Below are 11,776 nucleotides of genomic sequence, written 5' to 3'. Positions count from 1 at the left end.
AATAATACAATTTCTATCACTTGACGCACAAAAGCTTATTCGGCCCCCCTTACTTTGGCCTCGTAGAGTGATCGCCCCATTTCAAGAAAACGATTCATGGCTTGTTGAACAAATTCCGCATCCACCAGCTTGAGCAGCTCCTGTTCGTTCTGAATGTCGAACTGATCGACCTTGAAGGTCTGTTCAAGTGTACCTTCTTCCAGCTTGATGATGTAGCGATTGTTCCAGGCAAAGAATGTGATCCTGCATCCCTGATGGGTGCGTTCATGTATTACGCGCATAGGCTTTTGAGCAAAGGATCAAAGGTAAGCTAATAAGACGAAAAACCGGGGGATTCTATTCGTGATCGGATGGTGCGATCAGCTTGGTCTTTACAGTTTCCAACTCCTGCTCGAGATTTTTGTAGACCGGACTGCTGTGTAGGTTGTCTTGTTTCATCTGTCGGATGATCTTCTGAAGTTCAATCTCGCGTTTTCGCAAGGCTGCCTTCATTGCCATTGGATCAGGTTTCATTGAAGAGAAACGAATTGGGTTTGTTGGTCAGTGCAATTTAGATAAAATCCTACTGTTGAGCGGTTATCACGAATTATTTTTTTTATAACCACAGAAAGCATGATTTTATTTTTGTGATCATATATACTGCCAACGTTCTTTTGGTGAGCACTTGTATATGACGCAGGTAGAAAAAAATCCAATCCGAACTCGTGCGGTCTTTATGTTACTGCTTGAGTTATAGCACAACAGCAAAGATTACTTTCATGATTTATTTAAGTGTGGAGCTTTTGATTTTGATTTTACCCTCGAGGAAGTGTACGCCCACGTAACTGACGAAGCGCGCAGTATGAAAGATGTTTAAACGTACACTGATTGCACAGAACATGTAGTACTTATTCGTTGCCTGTGTGATGTGTCTGTTGTTCGGAAAGTGCTCTGATGCCAAAACAGGACTCAACCACCAGTCTCCGGGTTATAGACGCAAACGGAGACCACATACTCACAGTTTGATGTTACGTCTCTTTTTGTCAACGCATGAAGCGAAAGTTGTGTCATTGATTGGTGACACTGTCTCCCAGAGATGATATGTATTTTATTGCTATGTTATGGCTTGCCGGCGCAGTGGCGGGACTGAATTTTGCTGTGGTAGCTCAGGCCTCGACAAGGAGAACCAAGCTCAGCGTGCGGTCAAAAACTTCGCCGTTCGTAATAAAAATGAAGGTCAGGGAATTACCTGTACCCCGCTCATTGTTGTGAAAAGGGATATTATACCGGAAAATTTGGAGAAATAAACCCGGAATGATCGGTTTAAAAGAAATAATTTTTTCCCTTTCACGTTTTCCTATATTATGCCAATACGTTGGAATAAGATTTATTTGCTTTAAATTTGGTTTACCGGGAAATTTGATGAAATCAAGGCTTTTACTCTGTCTATGCATTCTTTGCCCCCTTTTAATTGTCGGGGTTGTCAATGAAGGGTTTGCCACCCACTTGAGAGCCGGTGAAATTACCGTTGAAAGGGTTAGCTGCAACAGCCTTACGTTCAAGATCACAGTAACGGTTTTTACCAACACCATCAATACCAACGTGCTTTTTGGCGGTGAAGATGACTGGCTGGATTTCGGCGACGGTACAAGAATGCTGGTTCCGGAAACTCCCAACACACTGCGCCCCGACCTGGGCGAGGGTATTGCTACAGCGTCATTTACGGTGTTTCACCCTTATGCAGGCTCCCAGGAATACACGATCAGCTACAGTGAGCCCAACCGGAATGAAGGCGTGGTGAACATGGACGGATCGGTCAATACCCGGTTTTACATTGAAACGAAGATCATCATCGACCCTTACCTGGGTTGTAATAACACGCCCAAGTTGCTGGTGCCCCCCATCGACAGGGCTTGCACCGGTGTAGCCTGGTTCCACAACCCCGGTGCCTACGATCCGGATGGTGACAGCATTTCGTACGAAATGGTGATCCCCTTCAGGGAAAAAAATACTACCGTTTTCAATTACAAAGACCCGGCCGATGCAAAATTCTACACCAGCTTCGGCACGGGCAATGAAACCGGCACCGGCCCGCCAACCTTCAGCATCAATGCCGTGGATGGCACCATCACGTGGAATTCTCCTGGTATGTCGGGTGAATATAACATCGCCTTTATCATCAAGGAATGGCGAAGCATCAACGGGCGATGGATCTCGACCGGTTTTGTAAGGCGCGATATGCAGATCATTGTAGATGATTGCAAGAATGAGCGGCCAGACCTGATCGTGCCTGAGGATGTTTGTGTGGAAGCCGGCACCACATTGAACGCAACGATCTTCGGCACAGACCCTGATGGCGACCCTGTCAAGATCGAGGCATTTTCAGAGATCTTTAATTTCGCACCGATACAGTCGCCTGCCACCTGGACACCGAACCCGCCTGTATTCCAGCCTTCAACGCCCACACGTGCCGAGCTGAAATTCCAGTGGAAAACTTTGTGTTCACATATCAAAGAGCAGCCCTACCCGGTTGTTTTCAAGATCACCGATAAATCGCCCACAGGCTCGCGGCTCGTAACATTCAAGACCTGGTTTATCAGGGTTGTGGGCCCGGCCCCGAAGTGGGTGTCGGCCAACGTGAATCTTGCCTCGCGCCAGACCAATCTGCAATGGGAAAGCTATGTGTGTCAGAATGCACAGACCATGCAGGTATGGCGCCGTGTTGACAGCTTCGAATTTGAGCCTGACTCATGCCAAACCGGTATGCCTGAGTTTTTAGGATACAGCCTCATTGCAACATTGCCAGTAAAAGACGTCAACAATAATCCGATAACTACTTATACCGATACCAACAACGGTGCAGGCCTTTCTCCGGGAGCCAAGTATTGTTACAGGCTGGTGGCCGAGTACCCGCGCCCGAGGGGAGGGGAGAGTTATGTTTCTGCAGAGATCTGTACCGATCCGATCCTGGTAGATGAGCCGGTGATCACCAATGTTACTGTAGACCGCACAGGCACTACCGATGGGCAGGTCACTGTGCGCTGGACGAAACCTTTTGACATCAATCGAACGCAATATCCGGGGCCTTTGGAATATGAAGTTTGGAGAGCAACCGGGTTTGCAGGCAATGCAGGGTTAACCAAAATTCATCAAGGCAGGAAATCGGAAAATGATACCACCATTGCCGATGTTGGGCTGAACACCCGCGATCAGATCTATAATTACCGGGTGATCCTCTACTCGAATACGGCCTCAAGTCCGGCGTATGCCGCGATAGATACTTCGTCCACGGCTTCTACCGTACGGCTAGGGGCCCAGAGCGAGCTCAAAAAGATAAGCCTGAACTGGTCTGCTTTTGTGCCTTGGTCTAACGTGATCAAAACGGAGCCGAACGAGCACCTGCTTTACCGCGGGCCCGGAGGTTCAACAGAGAGCGATCTTCAGTTGATCGCCAGCATCGACCCTACTACCGGTGGCCTTAGCTATATTGACGAGGGCCAGCACAACGGTGTGCCGCTGGTTGATACCGAAGAGTATTGTTACCGTGTGATGACCCGTGGCGGTTATGGCAATCCCGGTATCAAGGAGCCGTTGGAAAATTTTTCGCAGATGGTCTGTGCTCAGCCGAATGACAGCATTCCTCCCTGCAAGCCAACACTGGCTGTTCAGCTTTCCGATTGCGAGAAGTTCTTTGCCACGGCAGCCTGTGGTCAGGGAAGCTTCAGCAATACATTATCGTGGGTGAGGGATGACTGCGCCGCAGATATCCAGGGATACAAGATCTATCGTGCCGCCGAAGAGAATGGAAATTACATTTGGCTCGACAGGGCCGGTACCAACGGCATTGTGATGGATACTTTCTTTGTCGACAATGGTATTGACGGTAACGGGCTCAACACGCTTGCCTACTGTTACAAGATCTCGGCTGTTGACAGGTCTAACAACGAAAGTGAGCTGAGCGATCCTGTCTGCAACGACAACTGTCCTTATTACGAACTGCCCAACGTATTTACCCCCGATGACGGCAATGACTGCAATGCCCTGTTCAGCGCTTTCAGCAACAGGAATCTGGGCGGTGAAGAATCAGGGTGTACTCCGGTAGACACGCAAACCAGGTGCGCCCGTTTTGTGCAGCACGTGGTGTTCCGGGTTTATAACCGCTGGGGAAAAGAAGTTTATAACTACGAATCAGGCAGCGAGCGTACCATTTATATCGATTGGGATGGCCGCGACAACGACGGTAAAGACCTTGCCGCAGGTGTCTATTTCTATGTTGCCGAGGTCACGTTCGATTCGGTTGATCCCGCCAAGCGCAACAAGAATATCAAAGGCTGGGTGCACCTGATCCGCTAACAGATAAACCAGCTGTATCCGCTTCATATTTCCATTTTTTTCGGGGAGGCTTGTATTCTCCGAATTTTCCTATTTTTGGGCCGCACGATTTTTAACCTCAAGATATGAAAGCTTACGTTTTTCCGGGGCAGGGTGCCCAGTTCACAGGCATGGGCAAGGATCTTTATGACAATAATCCAAAAGCAAAGAAGCTGATGGATGAAGCCAATTCGATCCTCGGTTTTAACATCATCGAAACCATGTTCACGGGCTCGGCAGATGAGCTGAAGCAGACAAAAGTAACCCAGCCGGCCATTTTCATCCACTCCGTTGCGCTGGCGCTCTCGTCAGAGACCTTTGCGCCTGATATGGTGGCGGGCCATTCGCTGGGTGAGTTCTCGGCGCTGGTTGCCAATCGTACCCTTTCTTTCCAGGATGCACTGAAGCTTGTATACAAACGGGCCATGGCCATGCAACGCGCATGTGAGATCAACCCGTCGACCATGGCTGCGATCCTCGGACTGGACGATCAGAAGGTTGAAGAAGTATGTGCTTCCATCAAAGACGAGATCGTGGTAGCGGCCAATTACAATTGTCCCGGACAGCTTGTGATCTCCGGTTCTATCAAGGGCATCGACATCGCATGTGAAAAATTGAAAGCTGCAGGAGCGAAGCGTGCACTTCCGCTGCAGGTGGGCGGAGCATTTCACTCGCCCCTGATGGAGCCCGCAAAAGAAGAGCTGGCAGCGGCCATTGAAAATACTACCTTCAGTCAGCCGATCTGCCCTGTATACCAGAACGTGAATGCAGCGCCGTCTACCAAAGTTGACGAGATCAAAAAGAACCTGATCGCGCAGCTTACAGCACCCGTGCGCTGGACGCAATCGGTGCAACGCATGACCCAGGATGGTGCAAAGACCTACATTGAATGCGGACCTGGCAAGGTGCTTCAGGGTCTGGTGAAGAAGATCTCTCCCGAGGTGGAAGCCTTGAGTCTCTAAGAGGATTTAGGTACCTGTGCTACCGGCAAAGGATCTTCGCATTCATGCAACAGTGTGGCTATGTCCTTGTGCAGCACGGGGTGATGAAACTTGGGTGCGATCTCGGCCAGCGGTGCCAGGGCAAACCTTCGCTCGGCCATCCGCGGATGCGGCACGGTGAGGTTGCTGTCATTGATAACCAGCTGGTCAAAGAGGAGGATGTCGATGTCGATGATCCTTGGTCCCCATTTTTCAAGCCTTCTGCGGCCAAGCTCCAGCTCAATTTCAAGGATGTGTGTCAGAAGCTGCTGCGGTGAAAGCCGGGTGCTGACATCAATTGCCTGGTTGTAGAACTCCGGCTGATCGCGATTTCCCCAGGCCGCCGTTCTGTATACCGATGAAAAACGTACAATTTTGCCGGCCCGCGCTTCAATAAGCTGTTTCGCTGCTGTAAGATTCCTGCTTCTGTCGCCCTGGTTGGTGCCTAATAGTAAAAAAATACCGTTTTCCATGTGCTGATGACCGTACAAACTTACTTGTTTATTCAATTGAGTATTGTGTACTTTTGAACTTAAATGAACTTGATATGACTTTCGCAAGAGCGTTCTTTTCTTCCTGTTTGGGGGCCCTCGCTGCCATGGCCGTGTTCTTTGTACTGGCCTTTATCTTTCTTATATCGCTGGTGGCAGGACTTTCTTCAGAAAAGGAGGTGATCATAGAGGATAATTCGGTGCTTCACCTGAAGCTCGATGCGCGGATCAACGAATTGCAGGAAGACGATCCTCTCGCAGGGCTGCCGGTGGTAGGAGGTGAAGTGCCCAAAGTAGGGCTTCTCCAGCTGAAGCAGGCCATTGCGCATGCAAGAGACAATGACAAGATCAAAGGTATATACCTCGAGGCACGTTATCCCATGGCCGGATTTTCTTCGCTGGAAGAGATCAGGGAATCGTTGATCGATTTCCGTAAAAGTGGAAAGTGGGTGGTCTCCTATAACGAAGTGATGTCTGAAGGAGCCTACTACCTGGCCACGGCAGCAGATAAAGTATACCTGAATCCCGAAGGAGAAGTTGAGTTCAACGGCCTTACGGCGGAAATTGGTTTCTTTAAAAAGATGCTTGACAAGCTCGAGATCAGGCCCCAGGTATTCAGGGTAGGTGAGTTCAAAAGTGCGGTAGAGCCTTTCCTGCTCGAGAAGATGAGCGACGAGAACCGCCTTCAGCTTACGGAGCTGGTAAACTCCATGTATGATCACGTGCTCACCCGTATTTCAGAAGCCAGGGATATCCCCAAAGAAAAGCTCAAGGAAATTTCAGATAAGATGATGGTGCGCACGGCGGCTGTTGCAAAAGAGCTCAAGCTGGTAGACGATCTTCTTTACAAAGATGAGTTTGACAAAGAGCTCAGGAACAGGCTCGGGCTCAGTGAAAGTGACGACATCAAATTTGTGAAATACAATAAATACAGGAAGAGCTTCTCGTCGTCAAAATCATCGAACAACGAGATCGCTGTGATTGTAGCGGAAGGCACCATTATGCCGGGCACCAACGACCAGTCTGAGCAGGTGATCGGTGCGGATACATTTGTTGAAGAGATCCGCAAGGCCAGGCAGGATGATGACGTGAAGGCTATTGTACTGCGTGTGAATTCACCGGGAGGCGAGTTCCGTTCGTCAGACATGATCTGGCGCGAGGTGCAGCTGGCGAAAGCAGCCAAGCCGGTGATCGCTTCCATGTCTGATTATGCGGCCTCTGGAGGTTATTACCTTTCGATGGGATGCGATACCATCGTGGCACAGCCGCACACCATCACAGGTTCCATCGGTATCTTCGGCATCATGTTCGATCTCAGCAATTTCCTGGACAACAAGATCGGCATCACGTTCGACGAAGTACGTACCGGCAACTACGGCGAGATGTTTACGGTAACCCGGCCGTTGACCGACGCTGAAAAGAGTTTCTGGCAACGTAACCTCGAAGAGCACTACGGTACCTTTACACGCAAAGCTGCCGAAGGAAGGCACGTGAGCGAAGACGATATCCGGAAAGTTGCTTCCGGCAGGGTGTGGACCGGTACGCAGGCCAGGGAGCATCACCTTGTTGATGTGCTCGGTGGTTTTAACGATGCCGTGAAGATCGCCGCAGAAAAAGCAGGCGTTGCCGACGACTATAAACTGCGTTATTACCCGAAACCCAAATCTTTCTTCGAAGAGCTTTTGTTTCAGCTTGAAGAGAACACCGAGAGCAGTGCCGTGCGCGAAGAGCTTGGCGAATTCAAGGTGTGGTACGACGAAGTAAAAAAAATACAGACATATCAGGGAGCCCAGGCAAGAATGCCCTTTGAGCTTCAGATCCATTAATTGTTTATTCACCATCACATGACAGCAATTCGTAACGACTGGACCCGCGAAGAGATCGCGGAAATATACAATACACCCGTTCTCGAGCTCATCTACAGGGCAGCCACCGTGCACCGCCAGCATCATGAGGCCGGCGAAGTTCAGGTGTGCACACTGCTCTCTGTAAAAACAGGAGGTTGCCCCGAAGACTGCGCTTACTGCCCCCAGGCAGCACGTTACCACACCGACGTGAAAGTACATAAGCTGCTGGAAGTTGACGAAGTGATCGGCAAGGCACAAGAAGCGAAAGATGCCGGCAGCACGCGTTTTTGTATGGGCGCCGCCTGGCGCGAGGTGCGTGACAACCGCGATTTCGACAAGGTGCTTGAAATGGTAAAAGGCGTGAACAATATGGGCATGGAGGTTTGCTGTACCCTGGGCATGTTATCGCATGAGCAGGCACAGAAGCTGAAGGATGCCGGCTTGTATGCGTATAACCATAACCTCGATACCAGCGAGGAGTTCTATGGCGACATTATCACCACCCGCAATTATAATGACAGGCTGGAGACCCTCGGCAACGTAAGAAAGGCTAAGATCTCCGTTTGCTCCGGCGGTATTATCGGTATGGGCGAAATGGAAAGCGACCGTATCGGTATGCTGCACACGCTCAGCACATTGCCCGAACATCCTGAATCAGTACCTGTGAACGCGCTGGTGCCGGTAGAGGGTACACCCCTTGAAGATCAGCCCAAAGTATCTGTGTGGGAAATGATCAGGATGATTGCCACGGCCCGCATCATTATGCCCCGGGCCATGGTAAGACTTTCGGCAGGCCGGGTGAGAATGACCCTCGAAGAGCAGGCCCTGTGTTTTATGGCCGGTGCCAATAGTATCTTCGCCGGTGACAAGCTGCTCACCACGGCCAACCCCGCTTATGTTCAGGACCAGGAGATGTTTCAGATCCTTCAGCTGAAGCCGCGCAAGGCTCATAAGCAGGAAGCGTAACTGAAGCACGCTCTTTTTTAAGAAAGTGATTTGAACATCCTTAACGGGAGAATAAAGTAACCACATACTCATCAGCGATTAAATTCACTTCATCGGAATGGCTGGTATGCCTTTTTTCCACAAAGGCGTCAGTTCGCAATATGAAATGAATGGATTGAATATGGGGAGGATTTCAGGTTATGCCCTGCTGCTGATCTTGATCAGCCTTGAATGCAGCGCACAGGTCGACACTACTTTCATCTACAATAACAACAAACCTTACGGATCGCTCGATATCCGGATCGCCAACTCTGCAACGTGGTATTATTACCTGCAGGAAGACAAAACTTTCAGCTTCCGCGAAAGCGCGCCCGGTGTAAAGACGAATACGTATTTAGATATGACCTCGTGGGATTCGAGCCCGTATACACAAGGCAACCTGCGTGAGAAGAACGGAAGCAGCGATTCGTTTGTGATGAACTATCGCCTTTTGCATCCGCAGAACTACAACGCTTCTTACAGTCCTGGTTATCCTTTGCTGCTCATCATGCATGGGTTGGGCGAAGCTGGCAACTGTTCTGAATTTGAATGCCATCACGCAGACGCAAATTGGTCTCCCGTTACCAATACACCAGCTGCTCCGGTCAATGCCGATAGTCCACTCCTCAACAATGATCATCAGCTCACCAATGGTGGCGCAGCGCACCTGAAAGCACGCAATGCTGCCGGCGATAAGCTTCCCAACGACGCTTCGCTTCCGGCAGGGGCTTTTCCCGGGTTCGTGGTGTTTCCGCAAGACCTCAACGGATGGAATAACAGGCCTGCGGAAGACGCCATCAGAATTGTGAGATTGCTCTGCAAAAAATACAACATCGATGAAAACCGCGTTTACATTCATGGCCTCTCCAACGGCGGTCATGGTGTGTATGAAGTGATCAAACGTGCGCCCTGGATGTTTGCCGCTGCGCTCACCATGAGTGCCATAGACGATGGATTTATCAACAACGTGCAAATGGCGCCGGCCATCGCGCACATTCCACTCTGGGTGTTTCAGGGAGCTAAAGATCAAAACCCCACGCCGCAAAAGACCAAAAACTATGTAAAGAAATTCAGGGATGCCGGTGCCGTGGTGCGTTACACAGAGTATGCAGACCTGGGGCATGGTACCTGGGGCACCGCTTACCGCGAGCCTGATTTCTTCACCTGGATACTGGGTAAGAACAAAGCCAACATCCACACGTTCTCGGGCAGCACCACCATCTGTGGAGCGCCCGGGCTGAAGCTTGAGCTTGGAGAAGGTTATAAGGCTTACCAGTGGCAGCTGAACGGGCAAACCATTTCGGGCGCAACGGGAGCAACCTATGTTGCCACGGTGCCCGGTACATACAGGGCACGCTTTTCAAGAGTGGCCAACCCCACAGAAGCTCAATGGAACAGGTGGTCAGACCCCGTTGTGCTCACAGCAGGCGAGGGCATTCCACAGGCGCAGATAAAACAGAATGGAACGGTGTTGCTCAACGACCTGAACAATTTTACCAACGCGCGCCTCGAAGCCGTGGGAGATTTTGGCCACTATTACTGGTATAAGAACGGCGCGCTCATCGACTTCCCCGGCGACCAGGACGATACCATCAAATATGCCACCATCACACCGGCCATGGGCGCCGGCACCTATACGTTGATCACCGCCAATTTTGATAATTGCTCCAGTCCTGTTTCAGCAGGCAAGTATCTTTTCTTCAACAACCAGGCGCCGCTGAACATCACTGCGCCCACTAACTTCAAGGGCGCTGTTAACGGCGTTGACATCACACTTTCATGGTCTGATGCTTCCAGCAACGAAAATGGTTTCGAGATCTGGCGTCGCAGAAAAACAGAAGGCACCAATTATACCGCCTGGGAAATGGCTACGCTTACCAATGCCAACGTCACCACATTCAAAGATGCGGGGCTTGCGCCAACCGCCACCTATCAATATAAGATCCGGGCTGTGAGCAACGCAGGCCGCTCTGATTATACGCCGGCAGCCACGGGCATTGAGCTCACCACGGGCACTGACACGCAGGCTCCGTCGGCACCACAGAACCTGGTGGCTGTAGCCATTGGTGTGCAAAAGATCAGGCTCACGTGGCGGGCGTCAACCGACAATACCGGTGTGCGCGATTATTTTGTGTATACCGGCAAAGATTCTGTTTCTACCAGCTCAACTGATACAACCTTTGTTGTTACCGCCCTTGAGCTTAATGCCCTGTACACTTTTAAGGTGAGGGCCAGAGACCTGGCGGGCAACATGAGTCCGGCCAGCAACACACAGCAGGGCAGCACCTACATTGCAGGCCTTTTCTATGAGCATAGCACAGGCGTTACCTTTGATCTTGATTCAGTTCATTGGGAAAGCCCCGAGTTCACGGGCGTGGTGCCTACGTTTACACTGGCACCCAAAACGCAGGAAGATTATTTCAATTTCAGGTTCGATGGCTACCTGCTCATTACCAAGGAAGGCGCTTATGAGTTCAGAACGGGTTCAAATGATGGAAGCCGTCTGCGGCTGGATGGTGCTGTACTGGTGGATAACGATGGCGTTCATGATTTTAAAATGGTGGCCAGTGCCAGCAAGAATCTTACAGCCGGTGCGCACAGAATAAACGTTGATTTTTTTGATTACAATGAGCAAGATAGCCTGGTGGTGCAGTATAAAGGCCCTGACTCTAACAATGCATGGCTTACCATACCGGCCAATGCCTTGAAAAGCAAAGACACAATTGTAACGGGCATCTCGCCCGACGATGGCCCTGAAGACAGCTTCGAGCTCAGCGTGTACCCTAACCCTGCGGCGCCGGGTGCTGTGAATATCAAAGTGCAAACCGTGCTCAACGATCCGGTTATAATAGAGCTTATAGACCCAACGGGACGAAGACTGATAGCAGAACAATACACTCCTGATCAGCTTAGCGATGGTATGAAACTACCGGCACAGCAGACGCTGGCAAACGGCATTTACATTATCATTGTAAACCAGGGAAAGATCACAACCAGGCAGCGGTTGATCATTCGCAATTGAGCACGCGCACAACACAACATTGAGAATTATTTACATCATCAGCGCTTGTGCAGGTGCGTGTTTCAACGCGCTTGCTGCGGTATAATTTTTTGATGAGAGAAA

8 protein-coding genes are annotated in these 11,776 nt (G+C 50.3%); 5 read left to right on the top strand and 3 right to left on the bottom strand.

Features of this window, described 5'->3' with window-relative positions; genetic code table 11:
• Nucleotides 1–35: 35 nt before the first annotated feature.
• On the bottom strand, nucleotides 36–281 hold the full coding sequence (locus KK083_RS20870; RefSeq protein WP_254167252.1) for a hypothetical protein: 246 nt from the start codon (nucleotides 279–281) through the stop codon (nucleotides 36–38).
• A 55-nt stretch (nucleotides 282–336) separates the two neighbouring features.
• Nucleotides 337–498 (bottom strand): hypothetical protein, encoded by a 162-nt coding sequence (locus tag KK083_RS20865; protein ID WP_254167250.1) that lies wholly within the window; start codon nucleotides 496–498, stop codon nucleotides 337–339.
• Nucleotides 499–1,485: 987 nt separating this feature from the next.
• On the opposite strand from KK083_RS20865, the gene KK083_RS20860 reads away from it, so the two are divergent.
• Nucleotides 1,486–4,332 (top strand): T9SS type B sorting domain-containing protein, encoded by a 2,847-nt coding sequence (locus KK083_RS20860; RefSeq protein WP_254167247.1) that lies wholly within the window; start codon nucleotides 1,486–1,488, stop codon nucleotides 4,330–4,332.
• Between the two features lie 104 nt (nucleotides 4,333–4,436).
• On the top strand, nucleotides 4,437–5,312 hold the full coding sequence (gene fabD, locus KK083_RS20855) for an ACP S-malonyltransferase (protein ID WP_254167245.1): 876 nt from the start codon (nucleotides 4,437–4,439) through the stop codon (nucleotides 5,310–5,312).
• Here the strand turns inward: fabD and folK are convergent.
• On the bottom strand, nucleotides 5,309–5,803 hold the full coding sequence (gene folK, locus KK083_RS20850) for a 2-amino-4-hydroxy-6-hydroxymethyldihydropteridine diphosphokinase (RefSeq protein WP_254167243.1): 495 nt from the start codon (nucleotides 5,801–5,803) through the stop codon (nucleotides 5,309–5,311). The genes fabD and folK overlap by 4 nt on opposite strands.
• 74 nt (nucleotides 5,804–5,877) lie before the next feature.
• On the opposite strand from folK, the gene sppA reads away from it, so the two are divergent.
• The 3 genes from sppA to KK083_RS20835 all read left to right on the top strand — a co-directional run bounded on the left by sppA (nucleotide 5,878) and on the right by KK083_RS20835 (nucleotide 11,674).
• Nucleotides 5,878–7,647: a signal peptide peptidase SppA gene (gene sppA / locus KK083_RS20845; RefSeq protein WP_254167240.1), complete on the top strand. Its 1,770-nt coding sequence runs from the start codon at nucleotides 5,878–5,880 to the stop codon at nucleotides 7,645–7,647.
• Between the two features lie 18 nt (nucleotides 7,648–7,665).
• Entirely contained in the window at nucleotides 7,666–8,634 is a 969-nt protein-coding gene (gene bioB, locus KK083_RS20840; RefSeq protein ID WP_254167238.1) for a biotin synthase BioB, read from the top strand.
• Between the two features lie 160 nt (nucleotides 8,635–8,794).
• Entirely contained in the window at nucleotides 8,795–11,674 is a 2,880-nt protein-coding gene (locus tag KK083_RS20835) for a fibronectin type III domain-containing protein (RefSeq protein WP_254167236.1), read from the top strand.
• The last annotated feature ends 102 nt before the right edge of the window (nucleotides 11,675–11,776 follow it).

The organism is Chryseosolibacter histidinae, assembly GCF_018598225.1.
Lineage (GTDB): Bacteria > Bacteroidota > Bacteroidia > Cytophagales > Cyclobacteriaceae > Chryseosolibacter > Chryseosolibacter histidini.
Note: the sequence above shows the minus strand (reverse complement) of the source record. Positions and strands in the feature narration are given on the sequence as shown.

What these genes read in the sequence shown, in the direction of transcription:
- KK083_RS20870 (WP_254167252.1), bottom strand. Translation starts at nt 281, where the DNA reads ATGCGCGTAATACATGAACGCACCCATCAGGGATGCAGGATCACATTC.
- KK083_RS20865 (WP_254167250.1), bottom strand. Translation starts at nt 498, where the DNA reads ATGGCAATGAAGGCAGCCTTGCGAAAACGCGAGATTGAACTTCAGAAG.
- fabD (WP_254167245.1), top strand. Translation starts at nt 4,437, where the DNA reads ATGAAAGCTTACGTTTTTCCGGGGCAGGGTGCCCAGTTCACAGGCATG.
- folK (WP_254167243.1), bottom strand. Translation starts at nt 5,803, where the DNA reads ATGGAAAACGGTATTTTTTTACTATTAGGCACCAACCAGGGCGACAGA.
- sppA (WP_254167240.1), top strand. Translation starts at nt 5,878, where the DNA reads ATGACTTTCGCAAGAGCGTTCTTTTCTTCCTGTTTGGGGGCCCTCGCT.
- bioB (WP_254167238.1), top strand. Translation starts at nt 7,666, where the DNA reads ATGACAGCAATTCGTAACGACTGGACCCGCGAAGAGATCGCGGAAATA.
- KK083_RS20835 (WP_254167236.1), top strand. Translation starts at nt 8,795, where the DNA reads ATGGGGAGGATTTCAGGTTATGCCCTGCTGCTGATCTTGATCAGCCTT.